The organism is Mumia flava (assembly GCF_002797495.1).
In the GTDB taxonomy this organism is placed as follows: Bacteria; Actinomycetota; Actinomycetes; order Propionibacteriales; family Nocardioidaceae; genus Mumia; species Mumia flava.
The window spans coordinates 332104-352452 of the sequence record NZ_PGEZ01000002.1; the positions used below are offsets into that span (position 1 = coordinate 332104).

Annotated in this window: 16 protein-coding genes; 3 read left to right on the forward strand and 13 right to left on the reverse strand. The window is 73.6% G+C overall.

All coding sequences use genetic code 11. The features are described from left to right. Positions 1-137 precede the first annotated feature (137 nt). On the reverse strand, positions 138-542 hold the full coding sequence (locus CLV56_RS15745; protein WP_039345045.1) for a hypothetical protein: 405 nt from the start codon (positions 540-542) through the stop codon (positions 138-140). A 201-nt stretch (positions 543-743) separates the two neighbouring features. On the opposite strand from CLV56_RS15745, the gene CLV56_RS15750 reads away from it, so the two are divergent. After that, on the forward strand, positions 744-1094 hold the full coding sequence (locus CLV56_RS15750; RefSeq protein WP_039345043.1) for a hypothetical protein: 351 nt from the start codon (positions 744-746) through the stop codon (positions 1092-1094). Positions 1095-1133: 39 nt separating this feature from the next. On the opposite strand, the gene CLV56_RS15755 is transcribed toward CLV56_RS15750, so the two are convergent. The 12 genes from CLV56_RS15755 to CLV56_RS15805 all read right to left on the reverse strand — a co-directional run bounded on the left by CLV56_RS15755 (position 1134) and on the right by CLV56_RS15805 (position 18289). Beyond that, positions 1134-2783 (reverse strand): PucR family transcriptional regulator, encoded by a 1650-nt coding sequence (locus CLV56_RS15755; protein WP_039345040.1) that lies wholly within the window; start codon positions 2781-2783, stop codon positions 1134-1136. A gap of 92 nt (positions 2784-2875) precedes the next feature. Further along, positions 2876-3982 (reverse strand): o-succinylbenzoate synthase, encoded by a 1107-nt coding sequence (gene menC / locus CLV56_RS15760; protein WP_039345037.1) that lies wholly within the window; start codon positions 3980-3982, stop codon positions 2876-2878. Continuing rightward, the gene (locus CLV56_RS15765) at positions 3979-4884 is read right to left on the reverse strand and encodes a GNAT family N-acetyltransferase (RefSeq protein ID WP_039345034.1); all 906 of its coding nucleotides are present in this window, start codon (positions 4882-4884) and stop codon (positions 3979-3981) included. Before CLV56_RS15765 ends, menC begins: the two co-directional genes overlap by 4 nt. Beyond that, positions 4881-5573 carry a M20/M25/M40 family metallo-hydrolase gene (locus CLV56_RS21040; protein WP_211288230.1) on the reverse strand — a complete coding sequence of 231 codons (693 nt, stop codon included), beginning with the start codon at positions 5571-5573 and terminating at the stop codon, positions 4881-4883. The genes CLV56_RS15765 and CLV56_RS21040 overlap by 4 nt, the downstream gene beginning before the upstream one ends. A 54-nt stretch (positions 5574-5627) precedes the next feature. Further along, positions 5628-6011, reverse strand: a complete 384-nt coding sequence (locus tag CLV56_RS21045; RefSeq protein ID WP_211288231.1) for a M20/M25/M40 family metallo-hydrolase — start codon at positions 6009-6011, stop codon at positions 5628-5630. After that, positions 6008-9346, reverse strand: a complete 3339-nt coding sequence (locus CLV56_RS15775; protein WP_039345031.1) for a serine hydrolase — start codon at positions 9344-9346, stop codon at positions 6008-6010. The genes CLV56_RS21045 and CLV56_RS15775 overlap by 4 nt, the downstream gene beginning before the upstream one ends. A 105-nt stretch (positions 9347-9451) precedes the next feature. Beyond that, positions 9452-10474, reverse strand: coding sequence for an ABC transporter ATP-binding protein (locus CLV56_RS15780; protein WP_039345028.1), 1023 nt, complete (start codon positions 10472-10474; stop codon positions 9452-9454). Then, complete coding sequence (locus tag CLV56_RS15785) at positions 10467-12428, reverse strand: dipeptide/oligopeptide/nickel ABC transporter permease/ATP-binding protein (RefSeq protein ID WP_100415255.1); 1962 nt, start codon at positions 12426-12428, stop codon at positions 10467-10469. The genes CLV56_RS15780 and CLV56_RS15785 overlap by 8 nt, the downstream gene beginning before the upstream one ends. Then, positions 12428-13426, reverse strand: coding sequence for an ABC transporter permease (locus CLV56_RS15790; protein ID WP_039345025.1), 999 nt, complete (start codon positions 13424-13426; stop codon positions 12428-12430). The genes CLV56_RS15785 and CLV56_RS15790 overlap by 1 nt, the downstream gene beginning before the upstream one ends. Positions 13427-13516: 90 nt before the next feature. Beyond that, entirely contained in the window at positions 13517-15109 is a 1593-nt protein-coding gene (locus tag CLV56_RS15795) for an ABC transporter substrate-binding protein (RefSeq protein WP_039345021.1), read from the reverse strand. Positions 15110-15194: 85 nt separating this feature from the next. Then, a complete protein-coding gene (locus CLV56_RS15800) occupies positions 15195-16580 on the reverse strand; it encodes a serine hydrolase (RefSeq protein WP_039345018.1) in 1386 nt (461 codons plus the stop codon). A 143-nt stretch (positions 16581-16723) separates the two neighbouring features. Further along, positions 16724-18289, reverse strand: coding sequence for an amidohydrolase family protein (locus CLV56_RS15805; RefSeq protein ID WP_342745040.1), 1566 nt, complete (start codon positions 18287-18289; stop codon positions 16724-16726). Between the two features lie 107 nt (positions 18290-18396). On the opposite strand from CLV56_RS15805, the gene CLV56_RS15810 reads away from it, so the two are divergent. Both CLV56_RS15810 and CLV56_RS15815 read left to right on the forward strand, forming a co-directional pair. Further along, positions 18397-19125, forward strand: a complete 729-nt coding sequence (locus CLV56_RS15810; RefSeq protein WP_039345145.1) for a GntR family transcriptional regulator — start codon at positions 18397-18399, stop codon at positions 19123-19125. 174 nt (positions 19126-19299) lie between these two features. Continuing rightward, the gene (locus CLV56_RS15815) at positions 19300-20301 is read left to right on the forward strand and encodes a BMP family ABC transporter substrate-binding protein (RefSeq protein WP_039345011.1); all 1002 of its coding nucleotides are present in this window, start codon (positions 19300-19302) and stop codon (positions 20299-20301) included. The last annotated feature ends 48 nt before the right edge of the window (positions 20302-20349 follow it).

The window sequence follows — 20349 nt, forward strand, 5'->3', positions numbered from 1 at the left end:
GAGTGCCGTACGACGCCGTCTCATCTGTGTCGCGGGATCGGGAAGACCCCCCGTTCCGATCCCGCGGCCCTGGACGCCGCCCACATGACACCCCCCCTCGGCATGTGGGCGGCGTCTTCGACGTCGGGCCTACGCCCTCAGACGAGGCCCGCGACGAACCACCACGCGAGCAGGCCGACCCCGATCGCCATGCCGACGTGGGCGACGATCGAGAGCCAGGGACCGTCGGTCCAGCCGTCCGAACCGAGGCGGGTCGCATGCCGCCCGTGAACCGGGAGCCAGCGGAGCAGGATCATCAGACCGAGGACCGCCTCGACGATCCACAGCCCGACCGCCAGCGCGCCGACCGGACGGTCGTGGCCCGCGAGCTGGTAGACGAGCGAGACGGCGAACGCGGCGAGGCCGTTGACGGTGTGCAGGTTCAGGATGCCGGGGCCGACCGTCTGGGCTCCCGACTCCGAGCGCCCCAGACGCAGCCGCGTGAGCAGCACCACGACGAGACCCAGCATCAGCAGGATCCAGGCAGCGGTCTCGTACGTCATGCGACTCATGGTGTGGCATGGATCACGCCGTGTAAACCACAGTGACTCTCTTGGTGCGGTGGCGATGTGGTCAACCTCACGTGCGGAACCGCCGTCATGCCGGGCGGGTCCGTCCGTCTCCACCTCGACAGGCCGGACCGCGGTCGACGGGGATCGTCCCGCCGCACCGGCACCGCACCCAGCGAGCGAGGAGGCTCCACGGTGACCAGGATCGTCTACGACGTCATCGGCAAGGAAGTGCAGCGCTCCGTCGACGGCGTGCGCCCGGGACACCAGCAGATGTTCGTCGTCGCGGACGTCCTGATCGTCAACCACAGCGACCTGCGCATCCGCGTCCGCGCGGTGCCGGCGGTCTTCGAAGCCGCCGACGGCACGCGGTACGACCAGGTCGTGCCGCGGGGCGTGGTGCCTCCCGCCACGTCGGTGGGTCCACGCGCAGCATCGGCGACGCAGGTCGTCTTCGCGGTCCCCCGCACGCTCGCCGGCGGCGGCACGGTCAAGATCCTCGGCGGGGACGTCTCCCCCGGCGACCACTACACGCTGGCCTCCTAGGGTCGTCGACAGGCCCGGCCGGCCAGGGTCTTCACCCGCTCAACCAGCGGGGGTGGAGCCCATCAGGCGCAGCTCGAGCATGGCGGCGAACCGCGCGTCCGGGTCGTCCAGGTCCAGACCACCCACCTCGGCCAGCCGGCGCAACCGGTAGCGGAACGTGTTCGGGTGCGTGTAGACCGCTGCCGAGGCCGCCGCGACGTCCCCGAAGGCGTCGAGCCACGCGCGCAGCGTCTCGACCAGCGAGGCCCCGCGCTTGGCGTCGTACGCGACCAGCCGTGCGACCGGTCCCGCGACTCCGTCGCCCCGTGCGGCTGCGAGGTCGGCGAGCTCGATCACGAGAGCGTCGACCCGCACCTCGGAGATCCGCGCGACCCTCCGTACGGCGGTGCCCTGGGCGAGCACGCGCAACGCCCGGTCGGCACCGGAGCGCGAGCGTGCGAGCCCGGCGAGCTCCGGCGCCGCCGGCCCGATGCCGATCCGGGGATGCTCGGCACCGACCCAGTCGAGGAACTCCGTCGCGATCCGCTCCGCGCGCTCCTCGACGTCGTCGGAGTCGCGGCGCACCCCGACGATTCCGTACACCACGTCGCCGATCGGCGCGGTCGCGGATCGCGGGTAGACGGCGCTGAGGTGCAGGGCGAACGCATCGGCCAGGCGCTGCCGCTCGGCCACGTGGCGAGGGCCCTCCCCCGCCGCGGCGGAGGGTGCGTCGCCGGTCGCCATCGCGAGCACGAGGCAGGTTTGGTCCGCCAGCCCGAGTCGCGCGATCGCCTCCGAGGAGCCCGGTCCGGCCTCCAGGGCGGTCGCCACGAGGTCGGCCCGCAGCCGGCGCTCGACGTCGGCACCCGCCCGCATCCGCAGCAGGTGCAGCGCCACGAGCTTCGCCGAGTCCTGCAGCGCCTGGCTGCGCTCGGTCGACAGCGGCGACCGTACGGCGGCCCAGATCGAGCCGAGGATCTCGTCGCCCGCCCGGACGGCCAGGGCGACGCGCGGGATGGCGAAGTCGCCGTCGGAGGCGAGCGGCTGCACCCGCACGGGCGCGGTGCTGCGGTAGAGCTCGCGGAACACGCCGCGCTCCTCGAGGATCCGCGTGTAGCGCTGCGGGACCTGGCGGCCCAGCACGGTCTCGACGCGCGACGGGTCCGCCTCGTCCTGCCGGCCCGAGAACGCGAGCACGCGCGAGCTGCGGTCCTCGATCGTGACCGGCGCGTCGAGCAGCGTCCCGATCGCGTTCGCGAGGGCGAAGAGGTCGCCGGACGGCAGTCCGCCGAGCGTCTCCGGCTCCGCCTCGCCGACGTCTCCCTCCGCGATCAGCGAGCGCAGCATCGCGGCGAGCTGGGCCCACGACGCTCCCGGTGTCAGACCGAGCAGCGGCACCCCGGCTCGCGCCACGGTCTCCGCGCAGGTGTCGTCGACCTCGACCGGGCCCCGCACGACCAGTCCTGCCGCCTGGTGGGCGCCGAGCCGGTCGAGCAGCGCGACGACCTCGTGCGGCTCCCTCACGCCGACGGCCAGCACGATCGCGTGGTTCGGTGGCACGGCGTCGTCGAGCGGGTCGTAGAACACGACGCTGCTGATCTCCGCCGTGCTGTCGGCGTCGCCGCAGGCGAGGTGCAGCAGCGTCGTGCCGAGGTCCTCCACCACGCGACCGATGCTGGAACGCGGGCTGGACGTCACGGGAGCGAGCACGCGACGGACGCTATCCGCCCGTCGCGTCGGAGAGTGTGGTCGGGCACGACGAAACCGTAGCCGATCTTCGTCGTACCCGACCAGTCACGCCGTCAGAGGCTGATCCACTCCGTGTCCGTCGTCACGGCGTCGAGCAGCTCCGGAACCGGCTCCACACCGAGGCCGGGACCGTCCGGCACCGTCAGGTGACCGTCGGACAGCACGAACGGTGCCGTGACGTCCGTGCGGTAGTAGCGGTCGGACGCCGAGGTGTCGCCCGGGAGCGTGAAACCGGGGAGCGCCGCCAGCGCCACGTTCGCCGCGCGTCCCAGCCCGGTCTCCAGCATTCCTCCGCACCAGACGGGGATCCCGTGGGCGGCGCACAGGTCGTGGATCCGCCGGGCCTCGAGGTAGCCCCCGACCCGGCCCGGCTTGATGTTCACGACGTCGCACGCGCCGAGCCTGATCGCGTCCGCAGCCGAGCGGGCCGACACGATCGACTCGTCGAGGCACACCGGCGTGCGCAGGGCACGGACGAGGTCCGCGTGGCCGAGCACGTCCTCCTCGTCGAGCGGCTGCTCGATGAGGAGCAGGTCGTACGGGTCGAGCCGCGCCAGGTGCGCTGCGTCGGCGCGGGTGTAGGCCGTGTTGGCGTCGACCTGGAGCAGCACGTCGTCACCGTAGGTCTCACGGATCGCGCGCACGGGCTCGATGTCCCAGCCGGGCTCGATCTTGAGCTTGATCCGCACGTAGCCGTCGTCGAGGTAGCCGCCGACGGCCTCGACCAGATCCTCGATCGAGTCCATGATCCCGACCGAGACCCCGCAGGGAACACGGTCGTGGACCGCACCGAGCTCACGCGCGAACGACACCCCTCGGGCCCGCAGCTCGGCGTCGAGGACCGCCATCTCGAGCGCGGCCTTGGCCATCCGGTGACCCTTGAACGGCTCGAGGGCGGGAGCCACCGCCGTCGCGTCGAGCCGCTCGACGCCCCCGAGCGCGGGGATCAGGAACCGCCGCAGCACGTCGGCCGCCGCCGGGATGTACTCCGAGGAGTACAGCGGGTCCGACATCGCCACGCACTCTCCCCAGCCCTCGCCGTCGGGCGTCACGGCACGCAGGATCAAGGCCTCCCGCTCGGTCGACGTGCCGAACGACGTCCGGAACGGCGCCACCAGCGGCATCGCGATCGTGCGGATCTCCACTCCTGCGAGCTTCATCGTGCTTCCTCCTGGTCGACGACGTAGTAGCCGGTGCGGTCGAAGCCGCGGATCCGCGCGCCACCGGCGAGCAGCCCGCCGAGCGTCTCGCGGAGGGCGAGACGCCACTGCGCGGCCACGTCGGGCCGGTCCGCGCGCAGCGCCTCGATGTCGGAGGGGACCCCGACGAGGACCGTGCCCGAGGCGTGGCCGCCCCGCAGGGATCCGGCCCTCGGGCCACCCCCCGGCGCGGCGGCCAGCCCGAGCGCCGCGCCCGCGGCCCGTTCGGCGTCGGCGTCGACGGTGCGCGCCTGGCCGCGGCACGCGACGGCGACCTGCGGGTCGCTCAGCGTCCATCGGATCAGCAACCGGTCCGTGTCGTCCCCGCCGTTGATCTCGTCGTCCATCGCACCGTAGAAGTTGGGCAGGTACTCCGCGCCGGTCGCCGCGAGCCGGGCGAGGTTGAACGAAGCGTTCCGCCGCACCAGAGGGTCGAACGTCCACGAGATCTCGGTGATGTCCCGCTCGAGGGCCCACGCCCGTTGGTGCACCTTGAGGGCGAACCCGACGTGGCGACCGCGGGCCCGCTCGGACACACCGGCGATGTGGCTGTGCATGGCACGCTCGGCCGGCGGTGCGAAGAAGCCCACGGCGGCGCCCACGAGCACCTCGCCGTCGAACGCGCCCCCGACGTAGGCACCCGACTTCGTCAGGGCGCGCATCAGCTCCGCGGTCACCGGCAGGCTGCCGCTCGGCTGCCAGATCTCCTCGAACAGGTCGCTGACCTGCTCCAGCTCCTCCATCTGCGCGAGCGGGCGCACCCGCACGCCGGCCCGCTCCGCGAGCGCCTCGGCCGCGGCCCGCGCCTCGGCCACGACCGGGTCGGTACGCGCCGGCGCGACGCGTTCGTCCGACATCGTCATCTCCCTCCCCCTCCTCGCCCGTGGGCGTCGCGCACGGACGACGGCGACGGACCGGCGTGCAGCCGGTCGGCGACCAGCGCACCCAGCAGCGCCGTACGGCCCGGGAGCTCGTCGACGAGCACGTGCTCGTGGTCCGCGTGCGCACCTCCGCCGACGGCACCCAGACCGTCCAGCGTCGGGACGCCGACGCCGGCGGTGAAGTTGCCGTCCGAGGCCCCGCCGACTCCCGCGGAGGTCGGGGCCGGGAGTCCGAGCCGGTCCGCGAGCCGCGACGCGGTGGCGAAGAGCTCCTCGGACATGACGGCCTCCAGCGGTGGACGGTTGATGCCACCCTCGACGACGATGCGCGCCCCGTCCAGGTGCGGGACGAGCCCGCGCAGCGCCGCGTCGACCCGCTCCTGCTCGGCGCGGGTCCGGGCGCGGACGTCGACCGCGAACCGGCCGCGCGCGGCCACCGTGTTCGTCGTCGTCCCGGCCTGCACGACCGTCGGGGTGACGGTCGTCCCGAGCCCGGCGTCGCCGAGCCCGGCGACCGCCAGCACCTGGTGCGCGACCTCGACCGCCGCGCTCACGCCCTTCTCGGGCTCCAGGCCGGCGTGCGCCGCGCGACCCTCGATCACGACGTCGTACAGCGAGACGCCCTTGCGCTCGGTCTTGAGTGCGCCGCCGTCGGCCGACGCCTCCAGCACCAGGGCCGCGACGCAGCCGTGGGCCGCGTCCTCGATCAGCCTCCGCGACGACGGTTAGCCCAGCTCCTCGTCCCCGGTCACCAGGAGCGTGACGCCCTCGCGCTCCTCGAGCGCCGCGATCGCGTGCATCGCCATCACGACCCCGGCCTTCATGTCGAAGCAGCCCGGCCCGCGCATGACGCCGTCCACGACCTCGTACGGGTGGGTCCGGAGAGTGCCCAGCGGCCAGACCGTGTCGTGGTGACCGAGCAGGAGCACCCGCGCGGTGTCGCCGAAAGCCCAGCGCAGGTGCGTGCGTCCGTCGAGGACGATCCGCTCCGGCGCGGCTCCCAGCAGCTCCGTCCCGAGGGCGGCGACCACGTCCGCGCTGCGGGCGACCGAGTCGAGGTCGTCCGACGGCGACTCGCAGCGGACCAGCCGCTCGATGTCGGCGATCACGTCGCCACCTTCGGTGTGGCCCGCGCCCCGAAGTGGACGTACGGCTCCCCCGTCGGGAGGGCGTAGAACACCACCGGCATCCAGGTGTGCGACCCCGGGGCACGCAGCACGTAGCATCCCTCCTCGACCGGGTACAGCTCGTAGGTCTCGACCGGGTCGGGCAGCAGGTGCGCGAGCGCACCGGTCGCCGTCGTCCGCATCACGAGCCGGCCCTGCTCCCGCGCCTCGGACTCGTCGAGGATCTCGATGCGAGCCCCGGCCCGCTCGTACGTGCCGAGGTGCGCGCTCGGGTCCAGCCGCGGAGCCGGGTCGGCGGGTTGCAGCGTCGGCGGGATGACGACGTCGGCGAGCTCGGCGAAGATCTCGCCGAACAGGTCGCGGTACAGGTCGGCGCCGTTGCCGCCGTTCGTCAGCATCGTCACCGCCAGGCCCTGCTCGGGAAGGATCCGCAGGAACGCCGCCTGCCCGATCGTGTTGCCGTCGTGCCCGATCAGCCGGTGCCCGTCCCAGTCGAACCGGATCCAGCCCAGGCCCCACGAGTCGCCCAGGGTGTTCGCGTCCGGCACGTCGACCTCGTGCTCGGTCATCGCGGCGGTCGAGCCGGGACCGAGCACGCGCGTGCCGTCGTCGGCGACGCCGCCCGACAGGTGCATCCGCGCGAACGTGAGCACGTCGGCGACGGTCGCGGTGATCAGACCGGCCGGCCCGACCGCACGCGGCAGACCCCACACCGGGGCCGGGACCGGGTCGGCGTCACCCTCGCCCACGTGGCCCATCGCGGCCCGGAACCGCAGCGCGTCCTCGGGCAGCGTCACCGTGTGCGTGAGGCCGAGCGGCTCGTAGAGGCGCTCGCGCATGGCGACGTCCCAGGTCGTGCCGGTGACCTTCTCGATCACCCGGCCGGCGAGGCTGAAGCCGGAGTTGCAGTACGAGAAGGTCGCGCCGAGCGGGTGGTTCTGTGCGGCCTCCTCCAGCTGGTCGACGTAGGTCTCCAGGCAGTCGTCACCGCGCCCGGTGTCGGTGAAGACGTCGCCGTCGATCCCGCTCGTGTGGGTCAGGAGGTGGCGCATGGTGACCCGCTTCGCGGCGTCGGGATCCGACAGCCGCAGCTCGGGCAGCACCTCGGCGACCGGCGCGTCGAGGTCGAGCAGACCCTCGTCGACGAGCTGCATCACGACCGTCGCCGTCCAGACCTTGCTGATCGACCCGATCTGGAAGACCGAGTCGTCGGTGACCTCCACGCCCGTGGCGGTGTTGAGCACGCCGTGGTGCGCGAGCACCGGATCGTCGCCGATCCGCTGGATCCCGAGGGTCGCCCCCGGGACCCCGTACAGGCTCGCGAGCTCGGTCAGGCGCTGCTGCCAGTGCGCGGCATGGACCGGCACGCGGCGCGGTTCGCCGGCCCCGGTCGCGTACTCCTCGACCCACGAGGCGACGCGGCGGTTCCAGTCGACGCGGTGCGAGGGGGGCCCGTTCAGGATCACCAGGTGCGAGCCGCCGGGGTAGAGCACCAGCCGGCTCGGGACCCCTTGGGCGCGCAACGCGCTGAACCACTGCTCGGCCTGCCCGACCGGGCACCGCAGGTCCGCGTCGCCCTGGACGACCAGCGTCGGGGTCGTCACCCGGCCCACCTCCGACAGCGGCGACAGCGTCTCGACGTCGGCACCACCGAGCTCGAGCGTGGTGAGGTAGTGCCCGGCGTCCGACGTGCCGCCCATGCTGATCAGGTCCGAGACCACACCTCCGGCCACGGCCGCGGCGAAGCGGTCGTCACGACTGGTGAGGTAGCAGGTCATGAAGCCGCCGTAGCTGTAGCCGGTGATCGCCAGACGCGCCGCGTCGGCCAGGCCCTCGGTCACCAGCTGGTCCAGCGGCTCGAGGAAGTCGCGTTCGTCCGCCGCGCCCCAGGCCCCCTGCGTGGCGGTGAAGAACGCCTCGCCGTAGCCGTCGCTCGCACGCGGGTTGAGCAGCAGCACCGCCCAGCCCTTCGAGGCGAGCTCCTGGTGGTAGAGGTGCACCGGGTCGGCCGCACCGTTCCACGCGTTGTGCGGCCCGCCGTGGACGTCGAGCAGCAGCGGCTGCGGACCGGCGACCTCCGGGTCGCGCACCAGCCACCCCTCGACCACCGTGCCGTCGGAGATCGTGAACTCACGCTGCTCGGGCACGTACCGCGCACGCTCGTCGGCGCCGTGGGCGGTCAGCGTCGTCGTCTCGCCGGTCGCGAGATCGACGCACGCCACCTCGCCGTACGACGTGGGAGTGCCGAGGACGACGGCTGCCGTGCCGTCGGTCGACGCCGCGGCCCGGCCGAGGCTCAGCCCGCAGACGTTGCGTCCCTCCCCGCCGACGACGACCCGCGGCTCACCGCCGTCGGGCGCGACGGCGTACAGGTGGGTGCAGCCGCGGTCGCGCGCGCAGAACAGGAGCGTCCCGTCGGCGGTCTCGCGCGGCAGGGCGCCCGGGTACCCGGGGCCGCCGGGCATGACGTTGCGGTCGAGCGCGGCGGTGAGGTCGGTGACCTGCCCGTCGTCGAGCGCGATCCGCAGGACGGACGCGTGACCGATCGCCGTGTCGGTCCTGCCGACGGCGAGCAGCGACGCCCCGTCGCGCGACCAGCCGACCCAGCCGATCTGGGCGTCGGACGGGCCGACCCGCTCGGGGCGGGCCGTACGGGCGCGCGCGTCGACGACCCACGCCGACGAGCGTGCGGTCAGGTCGGCGTCGTCCTCCCGGGCGGCGGCGAACGCCAGACGGGCTCCGTCCGGCGACCACGTCGGCGCCCCCGCGTGCCAGTCGCCGCGCGTGACCTGCCGTACGCTCCGGTCGTCGAGGTCGAGCACGTGCACGTGGGAGCGCAGGGTGCCGAGGAAGCCCGAGCCGTCCGCCTTGTAGCCGAGACGCTCCGTGGCCCGCGGGGCCGCCGTGTCCGGGCGCTCGCCCGCACCGGCGAGGTCGACCGGCGCGCAGAACGCGATCCGAGCGCCGTCCGGGCTCCACTCCGGGGCACCGGCACCGAGCGGCAGGGTGGTGACCTGCTCGGGCTCCCCGCCGTCGACCGGGAGCAGCCAGACCTGAGCGGGCCCGTCCTCGGACCGCAGGAACGCGATCCGGGTGCCGTCGGGCGACCAGGCGGGGGCGGTGTCGGCGACACCGCGCGTCAGCTGCCGCGCCTCACCCCCGGTCGCGGGCACCCGCCACAGCGCGTACGTGTCACGGTCGGCCTCGCGGTCGGGCGTCCGCACCACGTGGACGACGGTCGTGCCGTCCGGGCTGAGCGCGGGCTGCTCGGGCAGCACGAGGTCGTAGAGGGCGTCGATGTCCACGCGCTGGGTCATCTCGGGGTCCCTTCGTCTTGGTGGTGCGGTGTCGTCGGGGCGTACGGGTCGTGGTGTCGAGCGTCTCGCCTCGGCGGCCGCTCGGCTTCGTCCGGTCGGACCGAATCAGGGCACCGAGGTGGGTCGGGACGACAGGCTCGAGGCGGCGAAGTGGCAGGCCGCGACGTGGTCGCGGGCCCCGGCGGAGGCGGCCTGCGCACCGGCGGAGCCGCTCGGCGGCAGCGCGGGCTCGTCCGTGGTGCACACGGTCCGCTCGGGTCTCACCAGCGGGCCGACCGGGCACCGCGGGTGGTACCGGCAGCCGGCCGGCGGGTGGTGCGGGTCCGCGGGCTCGACCTCGGCGACGGCCGAGGTCGTGGTCGACGTGGGCTCGAGCCCGCCGTGCAGCGTCGGGGCGGCGGCGAGCAGGTCCTGCGTGTAGGGGTGCTGCGGGTCGGCGAGCACCTGGTCGGTCGGCCCGTACTCGACGATGCGGCCGAGATACATCACCGCCACATGGTCGCTCAGGTAGCGCACGACCGCGAGGTTGTGCGAGATGAAGAGCATCGACAGCGACAGGCGACGCTGGACCTCGCGCACGAGGTTCAGCACCGCCCCCTGCACGGAGACGTCCAGGGCCGAGGTGATCTCGTCGGCGAGCACGACGTCCGGCTGCCCGGCCAGCGCCCGCGCCAGCGCGACCCGCTGCCGCTGCCCTCCGGACAGCTGCGCCGGCAGGGCCTCGGCGCGGTCGGCGTCGAGGTTGACCAGCTCGAGCAGCCGGACGACCTCGGCCCGGCGGGCAGCACCCCCGCGGTGGGCTCCACGCGGGAACGCCTCGGCGATCGACGCACCGATCGTCATCCGCGGGTCGAGCGAGGAGTACGGGTCCTGGAAGACCATCTGGATCGGACGCCGTCCACGCGGCAACCGGCTCACGTCCGTGCCGCCGAGCGTGATCGTCCCGGACGACACCGGGGACAGCCCGACGGCGGCGCGCGCCAGGGTCGACTTGCCGGACCCGGACTCGCCGACCAGCCCGACGACCGATCCGGCCGGCACGGTCAGGTCGACGTCCTGGACCGCCGTCAGACCGGTGCGGCGGTGGCCGTAGCGCACGCTGACCTGCTCGAAGCGCAGCTCACCCATGCTGGGTCTCCTCGATCCTCGTTCCGGTCCGGGCGGCCACGGGCTCGCCCTCCTCCGGGTGCCAGCACGCCACCCGGTGGGTGGGGTCGGTCGTCCCGATCCCGAGCAGCACCGGATCCTCGGTACGGCAGCGTGCACCGGCGCGCGGGCAGCGGTCGGCGAACGCGCAGCCGTCGGGCACCGCAGCCGGCTCCGGTGGCCGCCCCGGGATCACGCCGAGCGGTCGGTCGCGGTCGGTCTCGAGGTCGGGCACCACACCGAGCAGCGCCCGCGTGTACGGGTGGCGGGCGCCGGTGAGCAGCGACGCGACCGGCAGGTCCTCGACGATCCGACCCGCGTACATCACGACGACCCGGTCACAGGTCTGCGCGACCACGGAGACGTCGTGGCTGATCAGCAGCATCGCGGCCTCGGTCTCGGCGCGGACCTGGGCGAGCAGGCCGAGCACCTGCTTCTGCACGGTCACGTCGAGCGCCGTCGTCGGCTCGTCCGCGACGATCAGCCGCGGCCGGCCCATCAGGCCCATGCCGATCATGGCGCGCTGACGCATCCCGCCGGAGAACTCGTGCGGGTACTGGTGCGCGCGCCGCTCGGCCGCCGGCACCCGCACCGCCCGGAGGCGGTCGATCGCCCGCGCCAGGGCGGCGCGCCGGCCGAGGCCCTGGTGCTCGACGGCGACCTCGGCGAGCTGGCCGCCGACCCGGCGGGTGGGGTTGAACGAGCTCGTCGGGTCCTGGAAGACCATCGCCAACGACGTCCCGAGCAGCGGCCGGAGCTCACGCTCGGGCGTACCGAGCAGGTCGACGCCCGCGAAGTCGAGCCGCGCCGCCTCCACCCGTCCGGGCTCCTCGATCAGGCGCGCGATCGCGAGGGCCGTGAGACTCTTCCCGGAACCCGACTCGCCGACGACGCCGACCGCCTCACCCACCCCGACCTCCAGGCTGACCCCGCGCACCGGCGCGAGGTCGCCGGAGTCCGCCGGGAACGACACCCGAAGCTCCTCGACGGCCAGCAGCGGCTCACCGTCGGTCGGGGCGGCCGACCCGGGCGTGGCGGCGCGGCCCGTCCGGCGTCGCACGCGGGTGGTCCGGGTCCGCTCCCCCACGACCGCCGCCACCGTCTCGCCGAACAGGTTGAAGGCGAGCCCCGCGACCATCACGGCCACGCCGGGCGCGAGGGCCGCCGCGGGGTTCGTGTAGATCCGGTTGAGGTTCTCGCTGAGCAGGCGCCCCCAGTCGTACGCCGGGGCCTGCACGCCGATCCCCAGGAAGGACAGGCCGGCGAACGCGAGGAGCGCGGCGCCGGCTCCGATCGTGGCGTTGACGACGAGCGGCTCGCCGATGTTCGGCAGCACGTGCCGGAACAGCAGCCGGACCCGGCCGACGCCCGCCACCCGCGCCGCGGCGACGTAGTCGCGGCCGGCGACCGACGCTGCGAGCGTCTGCGTGAGCCGGGCGAAGGCCGGAGCCGTGGCCAGCCCGATCGCGAGGACCGCCCCCACCGTGCCGACCCCGAAGATCACCGCGAAGAACAGCGCGAGCAGCAGACCGGGGAACGCGACCGCGATGTTCACGCCGGAGACGACGAGCCGTCCGGCCCAGCGCGGAAGCACGGTCGGCAGCGCGCCCAGCACGATCCCCACCGACACCGCGATCGCCGTGGCCGCCAGCGCGAGCCCGACCGACAGGCGGGTCGCGACCAGGACACGCGCGAGCAGATCGCGACCGAGCGCGTCGGTCCCGAGCAGGTGCTCGGGCGACGGGCCCTCCTGGATCGCGGCCGTGTCGACGGCAGCGGCCTGCGCGCCCCAGATCCACGGTGCGGCGACGGCGAGCAGCAGCACGAGCCCGAGCAGCGCGACGCTGGTCGCGCCGAGCGGGGTCCTCAGCACCGCGACCCAGGCGCGTGCCCGGCGGCCCCGCGCGACGGACCCTGCCGTCCTGTGGCCCGCCATCAGCCCTCCTTGATCGTGGAGCGGGGGTCGAGCACCGCGAGCACCACGTCGACGACCAGGTTGACCACGAGCACCAGCGCGCCGTACACGAGGACGATGCCCTGGACCATCGGATAGTCGCGGTCGAGGATCGACCCCACGATCTGCGAGCCGAGCCCGGGCCAGGCGAAGACGTTCTCGATCAGCACCGTCGACGCGACCAGCGTGGTCAGCAGCAGACCACCGAGGGTGAGGGTCGCGGTGAGCGCGTTCGGGAGCGCGTGCCGCAGGTAGATCCGCAGCGGCGGCAGGCGCTTGGCCCGCGCCGTACGGACGAAGTCCTCACCGAGGACCGCGAGCATCTCCACCCGGACGATCCGCGACAGCACCGCGGCCGGACCGATCGCGAGCGCGAGCACCGGAAGGACCGCAGCTCCGGGATCGGTGTTGCCGGCCACCGGGAACCACCCGAGGGAGACCGCGAACACGTACGCGAGGATCACCGCGAGCAGGAACTCCGGCACCGCGGCCAGCAGCACCGAGGTGGTCGTGAAGCCGAGCTCGGCGCCGCGCCGGCGGCCGCCGCGGGTCAGCACCGCCATCGTCACGCCGAGCGGGATCGCCACGGCGATCACCACCACGAACGCGAGCACGGCGAGCTGGAGCGTCGCCGGCAGCCGGTCCCCGATCACCTGCGCGACCGGCAGGCTGCTCATCGTCGACGTCCCGAGGTCGCCGTGCAGCAGCCCGGTCAGGAAGTCCCAGTACTGCGTCAGCAGGGGCTGGTCCAGGCCGAGCGCCTCGCGGCGAGCGGCCACCGTCTCCGCGGGCGCGTTCATCCCGAGCGAGGCCCGTGCGGGGTCGCCGGGCACGAGGTGGATCATCAGGAACGACGCCGTGACGAGCACCCACACCGACACGACGAACCGGCCCAGCCGCCGGACGGCGAACGCGAGCCAGGCGTCGTCACGCAGCCGGGCGGCCAGGGGTGGCCGCGTCGGCAGTGCCGCTGTGGTCATCGTCGGAACCTCCGCAGACGGGCTCGCCGACGGCGAGCGTCGTGAGACCGCCGGGGACGCGTCCATGCAGCGCGTCCCCGGCGGTCGGTCTCACTGGTACATCCGGATCGACGCGGGGTCGATCCCGTCCTCGATCTCGAACTCGGTGTCGTTGCCGAACGTCGGGACGACCGAGTTCGCGAACGGCACGACGTCGAGCTGCTCGAACAGCGCCGTCTCGGCGTCGCTCCAGTCGCCGCAGCCGTCGGTGCCGGACTGCGACGCAGCCGAGGCGGTCAGCTCCGAGTAGTCGTCGTTGGAGATGTTCGCGAAGTTCGTGCCGTTCGGCGGCGTCGGGCCGGACATGAACGGGACGAGCTGGCTCGGCATCCCCACCGACAGCGGGGCCAACGACAGGTCCCAGTCACCGGTCGCGAACAGCACCTCGTTCAGGCTCGTGCTGTCGACGCCCTGGAGCTTCACCTCGACGCCGAGGTCGCCGAGAGTCTGCTGCAGCAGCTCGGCCGTGGCCGTCCCGGTCTCGCCGAACTGCGTGGTGTAGACGACCTTGAGCGACAGCGGCGCGCCGTCCTTGGTCCGGGTGCCATCGCCGCCGGCGGTCCAGCCGGCGTCGTCCAGCGCGCTCGCGGCAGCATCGGCGTCGTGCTCCGGGAGGGAGTCGCCGACGCTGTCGGCCTGGCAGGGGTTCGGGGCCAGGGCGACCAGGCTCTGAGGCGTCTCGCCCTTCCCGCTGGTCATCACCGTCCGCAGCTCGTCCAGGTCGAGCGCCTGGACCAGCGCGGAGCGCACACCGTCGTCGGCGGCGGGCCGACCCTCGGCCTGGTTGAACCAGATCTGTCCGACCGGAGCACTCACGTCGGCATGGAACAGGCCCTGCTCGCTCAGCCGGTCCTGGTCGGGTCCCGCGATCGACGCCGCGTTGACCTCGCCGGAGGTGAGCAGGTTGGCGGACGTCGTCTCGTTCTCCACGACCCGGAACACGACCTCGTCCGGGAGCCCGGAGGCCTCGGGGTCGAAGTCCTCGCCCGGGCCCCAGGTGTAGTCGTCGCGACGCGTGAACGTGTAGTGGTCGTTGGGGACCGCCTCGGTCACGGTGAACATGCCGGTGCCGCCCTTGCCCTCGGCGCGCACCTCGGGGTCGGACAGACCCTCGCCGCACGGCAGCGGGACCGTTCCGAGGTTCAGTGCGAGGAACGCGTCCGGGGCGGAGCTCGTGACCGAGACCGTCCGCGCGTCGTCGTCCGCGGTGGCCTTCGTCCCCGGCTGGACCCACAGGCCCGCCAGCGGCGACTGGTTCGCCGGATCGGCGACCCAGTTCAACGTCTCGGCCACGTCGCTCGCGGTGAAGGGCGACCCGTCCGAGCACGTGATGCCCTCCCGCAGGGTGAAGGTCGCCTCGGTGGTCGTCGCCTCCCACGACTCGGCGATCGCCGGGACCACGGTGCCGTCGGGGTCCTGGTCGACCAGCGTGCCGTACAGGAACCGTCCGACCTGCCGCGTGTTCGACAGCACGGTCATCAGCGGGTCGAGGTTCCCGGGGTCGCTGGGCAGGGTCATCGTGAAGGTCTGGCCGTCGGCGAGCTGGGCATCGCCGCCGTCGGCGCCGCCGTCGCTGCCGCCGCAGGCGGACAGGGCGAGGGCCAGGACGCCGATCGTCGTCACCAGGGTCCGCGTACGTCTCATGGGTCTGCCTCCAGGCAGGTCGGGGGTGGGGTCCCACGCGGGGGTCGGGACCAGCCGGGCCGCGTTGCCCGAGCCGGGGTCGTGCTCAGGCGTCGACGCGTCGGTCGGCGCGGCCGGTGTGGAGGTAGAGGGCGCGCCCGTGGCCGTCGTCGCCGACGAACGCGTGCGGCATGTAGATGCCCTGGGTGGGAGACGACGGCAGCAGCGTGTCGCCGCGCCACGGGACCAGCTCGGAGCGCTCGCCCGGCCCCGCGAGGGCGGCGAGCTCACCCTTCGGGGTCCGCTCGGCCCACAGCCGGCCGTCCTCGAGCGTCACGGTGGTGTCGGCGACCGCCGAGGCGTACGTCCCGACGTAGCGCTCCGGGTTCTCGACCGTCGCTCCCGGGGTGGGGGCCGGCAGGGCGCCGAGCTCGACGTCGGCCAGCTCGGCGAGCACGTGCGTGAGGATCCGCTCGGCGAAGGTGTACGCGAGGCCCCCGTTGGTGAGCACGGCGACGGCCACGTCGCGGCCGGGGACGAGTCGCAGGAACGCGTTCTGCCCGATCGTCGACCCGTCGTGACCGATCACGGGGCCGCCCGGCACGTCGTACAGCTCCCAGCCGAGCCCCCACCCGTCGCCCAGCAGCCCGAGGTCGGGCAGGTCGACCTGACGCTCCTGCATCGCCTTGACGCTCGCGCCGCTGAGGACCGCGGTGCCGTCGGGGGCCGTACCGCCGTCGAGGTGCATCCGGGCGAACCCGAGCAGGTCGCGCGCCCGCATCGTGAGCATCGAGCCGGCGGGCGCGTTCGAGCGGACGATCGACCACATCGGCGCGGGGACCGAGTCCGCCTCGGGGGCGGGCTGGATGTGCCCGACGGCGGCCCGGAACAGGATCGCCTCGTCGGCACCGTTCGCGGCGTGGGTCAGGCCGAGCGGAGTGAACAGGTGGTCGCGCACGCAGGTGTCGAAGGGCTTGTCCCGCAGGACCTCGACGATCCGGCCGAGGACGCAGTACCCGGCGTTGTTGTACGAGAACCGCTCCCCCGGCCCGAACAGCTGCGGGGTGTCCCCGAGCGTGGCGACGTACTTCTCGACGCAGTCGTCGCCCCGGCCGGTGTCGGTGAAGATGTCGCCCTCGAAGCCGGCGACGTGGCACAGGAGCTGGCGGACGGTGATCGCAGCGGCGGCCGCGTCGTCGCCGATCACGAACTCGGGCAGGTAGGTGCGCACGGTCGTGTCGAGGTCGACCAGTCCCTCGTCCACGAGCTGCATGACCAGGGTGGCGGTCCACACCTTGGTGATCGAGCCGACCTGGAAGACCGAGTCGGGTGTCGCGTCCACGGCCGTGGCCTTGCTCAGCACACCGGCAGCGGTGTCGACCACGTCACCGCCGACCGAGACCGCGACCGCCGCCGCGGGGACGTCGTACTCCGCCAGCAGCTCGGGCAGACGCTGCTCGATCCATGCGCCGACCTCTGCGAGATTCGCCATGTCCGCTCCTGTTTCGTCGGGGGTCCGCCGAGCGTAGGGCCAGGACGGGCGGCGCCTCTTCGTCGGCGCCGACGAACTCACGGATCCGACTTGGGTCCCCCGTACGAGCCGGCAGGACGGGGCGATGCGGTGCGGCGGGCGCGTCAGCGCGGCTCGCCGCGCAGGGCCTTCCCCGGGTACGCGTCGGTGAGCAGGTCGCCGTCGCGGACGACCGGGACGCCGCCGACGAGCAGGTGCTGCACGCCGACGGACGGCCTCGTCGCATCGAGGTACGTCGCGGCGTCGCTGATCCGGTCGGGGTCGAGGACGACGAGGTCGGCGTCCGCGCCGATCCCGAGATGCCCCTTCGCGGCGGCCCCGGGCGCGACCTCGTCCAGCACCCGAGCGGGCAGGAACGAGCACCGTCGGAACGCCTCGAGCCACGTCCACGTGCCGGTCTCGCGGACCATCGTGCGCAGCGACTTCGCGAAGGTCCCGGACGTGCGGGGGTGCGTGCCGGCGCCGGGCGGGAGCGGCCAGTCGCGGGTGTCGAGCACGCCGCCGCCCCACATCAGGGGCATCGCGTCGCTCGCGACGATCGCGTCGGGGAACGCCAGGGCCTGGTGCAGGACCTCTCGGTCCGCCGGGTCGCGCTCGTCCAGGAACTCGACGATGCACTCCGCGCCGGGGTCGCTCGCGCGGATCTCGCGCAGCCGGGTCTCGTTCTCGATCCGCTCGCCCGTCTCGACCATGACGATGCTGGACGGCCCGATCCCCCAGGCGCCGAGGCGCTCGGGGGCGAGGAAGTACGCGCCGACCCCCGTGCTGCCCGCGCCGTACGGGTAGGCCTCGACGGTCATCCGCGACCCGGACGCGCGGGAGCGGTCGAGCATCGCGAGCACGCGGTCGACGTGGCGCCGCGACGTGCTGTTGACGTGGCAGTGGTGCATCGCCGCCCCGGTCTCGGCGGCGGCGATCATCAGCTCCTCCGACCCGTCGACCGGGGTCGTCGGGTCGGCCTCGACGAGCTCGCGGACGTGCGTGTACGTGGGGGCGCCGGCGGACGCCGCGAGCCGCGCGACCGCGGTGAGCTCCGCCGGGTCGGTCCGGGGCGCGTACCCGAGCAGGATGCCGATCCCGAGCGCGCCGTCGCCGAGCTCTCGCTCGAGCAGCGACAACCAGTGCGCGAGCTCGCGCGGCGACGACGAGCGCTGCCACTGCGGCTCGCCGAGCAGCGCGAGCCCGGTCTCGAACCGCGCGTCGGGCTCGATCCCGAGGTGCGCCTGCGCCCGTGCGGTCCCCCACGACGCGGAGAACCCGTAGTTCAACGGGCGGCCCTCACGCGCCGCGTTCGCGTACGCAGCCGCGACCGGCATCAGCCCGGCCTCCAGGTCGAGCGCGGTCGTGACCCCGTCCATCGCCTGGAGCCGCTGCCCGGCGATCGAGTGGACGTGGCTGTGCAGGTCGACGAATCCCGGCCCGACGACGAGCCCGGCGACGTCGAGGACGTCCGCACCGTCCGGGACCGCGAGGTCGGGGCCGAGCGCGGCGATCCGGCCGTCCCGGACGAGCACGTCGGCGTCGCCGTCGAACGTCGTGCCCGGGTCGATCACGCGCGCGCCGCGCAGCAGGGTGTCCATGGCCGCAGCCTCGCACCGGACCGCTCGCAGACCTCGGTCGGGGCGCACGAAGTCAGGCGGTCGGGGTGGTCGCGCCGCACGAACCTGCACCCCGCGAGTCGCCCACGGCGTGCCCGCGAGTCACCCACGGCGTGCTCGCGAGTCGCCCACGGCGTGCTCGCGAGTCGCCTGGCGGGCCGACCACTACGATGGCGCCCGTGAGCGGATCCGGGACAGCGCGACCGACCGCGTCGCTGCGCCTGCACGCGTACGAGACGCTCAAGTCGCGGATCATCGACCTGGATCTCGCCCCGGGACAGCGCCTGGTCGAGCGGGACGTCGCGGCGGAGCTCGGGGTCTCCCGGGTCCCGTTGCGCGAGGCCCTGCACATGCTCGAGGCCGAGGGTCTCGTCGTGGTCGTGCCGCGGCAGGGCGCGATGGTCGCCGCGTTCACCCCGGACGACATCCGCGCGCTCTTCGAGGTGCGCGAGTCCGTCGAGGTGCTGGCCGCGCGGCTGGCCGCCGAGCGGCGCAGCGACAGCGACCTCGCACGCATGCGCACGCTGCTCGTCGAGGCGCAGGTCGCCCTCGACGCCGGAGACGACGCCGCGACCGCGGCCGCGAACGCCGGGTTCCACCGCGCGGTGCTGGACGCCTGCGGCAACCCGCTGCTCCAGTCGATGATGGGGCCGCTCCAGGCGCGGGTGCAGTGGCTGTTCCACCTCACCAAGCGGCGCGACACCCGCGAGCAGCGCGAGGAGCACGCCGGCATCCTCGACGCGATCGACGCGCGCGACGGCGAGCGGGCCGCGCAGCTCTACCTCGCGCACATCGCCGAAGGACTCGAGCCGACGCTGGCGATGTCGGGATCCTGGGCGTCGGAGGCGTTCGACCCGGTCGAGGTCACACGCTCACGCAACCGCGTCGCCGCCGGCCCCACCCGCTGACCTGCCTCCCCGGCCCGCGCGTCACCGCGGGCGTGGCCGACGTGGTCGAGAACGGGCCGGCCCGCCTCGCCGAAACGCGTTCTTAACGGACGGTTGACGGGGTCGTGACGGCGGATCGGCACGCTGTTCTTAGTGGTATACCACTAAGACTCTCGCACCCGGAGGAACAGCCAGATGACCCGCAGCCCCCGCCCCCGTACCCGGCTCGCCGCTCTCGCCCTCGTCCCGGTCCTCACCCTCGGCCTCGCGTCGTGCGGTGAGTCCGAGGAGTCGTCCGCATCGGAGAAGCTCGCCGTCGGCGTCTTCCTGCCCGGCTCGATCTCCGACACCGGCTTCATGCAGTCCGCCTACGAAGGTGTCGAGCGGATCGAGACCGACATGGCCGACGAGGTCGACATCTCCTTCGTCGAGGAGGTCGCCCAGCCCGACTACCAGCAGGTCCTCAACAAGCTCGCGAGCGAGAACGACCTCGTCGTCTCCGTCGGCGGCCAGACCGACGCCGACCTCCGCACGGTCGCGCCGACCTTCCCCGACGTCACCTTCGTCGAGATCGGCGGTCCGTCCGACGCCGAGCCGATGGAGAACCTCGCGTACTACGATCCCGAGCAGGCCGAGGCCGAGTACCTCTCCGGCGCCGCAGCCGCCCTCGTCTCGGAGTCCGGCTCGATCGGGTTCATCGGCGGCATCGAGCTGCCCGCGATCGTGAACGCCTCCCAGGCGTTCGCGAACGGCGCCGAGGCCGCGGTCCCCGGGACCACCGTGGTCGACGCCCAGTTCATCGGCGACTTCAACGACCCGGCGAAGGCCAAGCAGGCCGCCGCCGCGAACTACGGCGCCGGCGTGGACGTGATCGGGCAGATCGTGAACCTCGGAAAGACCGGCATCGAGCAGGCCGCACGCGACGCCGACGGCTCGATGGTCGGCGGTCCGATCCCCGGCGAGTGCTCGGCCGACTCCCCCTACATCGGTTACGTCAAGACCGACATCGGCGCGGAGATCGAGTACGCCGTCGACGTGGTGCTGGACGACACCTTCGAGGCCGCCCAGGTCCCCTTCGGACTCACCACGGACCGTGACGGCACGGACTTCACGCTCTGCACCGACGACGCCGAGGTCGTCGCCGCTCTCGACGAGATCCGCGAGTCGGTCGCCTCGGGCGACGTCGAGCCGTACTGACCGGCTCCGATTGCCCGACCGGCACGGCACGATCCCGCCGAGACGCCG

Excerpts from the sequence above, each read along its gene's own strand:
- CLV56_RS15815 (WP_039345011.1), top strand. The coding sequence starts at position 19,300 with ATGACCCGCAGCCCCCGCCCCCGTACCCGGCTCGCCGCTCTCGCCCTC.
- CLV56_RS15780 (WP_039345028.1), bottom strand. The coding sequence starts at position 10,474 with ATGGGTGAGCTGCGCTTCGAGCAGGTCAGCGTGCGCTACGGCCACCGC.
- CLV56_RS15745 (WP_039345045.1), bottom strand. The coding sequence starts at position 542 with ATGACGTACGAGACCGCTGCCTGGATCCTGCTGATGCTGGGTCTCGTC.
- CLV56_RS15775 (WP_039345031.1), bottom strand. The coding sequence starts at position 9,346 with ATGACCCAGCGCGTGGACATCGACGCCCTCTACGACCTCGTGCTGCCC.
- menC (WP_039345037.1), bottom strand. The coding sequence starts at position 3,982 with ATGAAGCTCGCAGGAGTGGAGATCCGCACGATCGCGATGCCGCTGGTG.
- CLV56_RS15765 (WP_039345034.1), bottom strand. The coding sequence starts at position 4,884 with ATGACGATGTCGGACGAACGCGTCGCGCCGGCGCGTACCGACCCGGTC.
- CLV56_RS15785 (WP_100415255.1), bottom strand. The coding sequence starts at position 12,428 with ATGGCGGGCCACAGGACGGCAGGGTCCGTCGCGCGGGGCCGCCGGGCA.
- CLV56_RS15795 (WP_039345021.1), bottom strand. The coding sequence starts at position 15,109 with ATGAGACGTACGCGGACCCTGGTGACGACGATCGGCGTCCTGGCCCTC.
- CLV56_RS15790 (WP_039345025.1), bottom strand. The coding sequence starts at position 13,426 with ATGACCACAGCGGCACTGCCGACGCGGCCACCCCTGGCCGCCCGGCTG.
- CLV56_RS15800 (WP_039345018.1), bottom strand. The coding sequence starts at position 16,580 with ATGGCGAATCTCGCAGAGGTCGGCGCATGGATCGAGCAGCGTCTGCCC.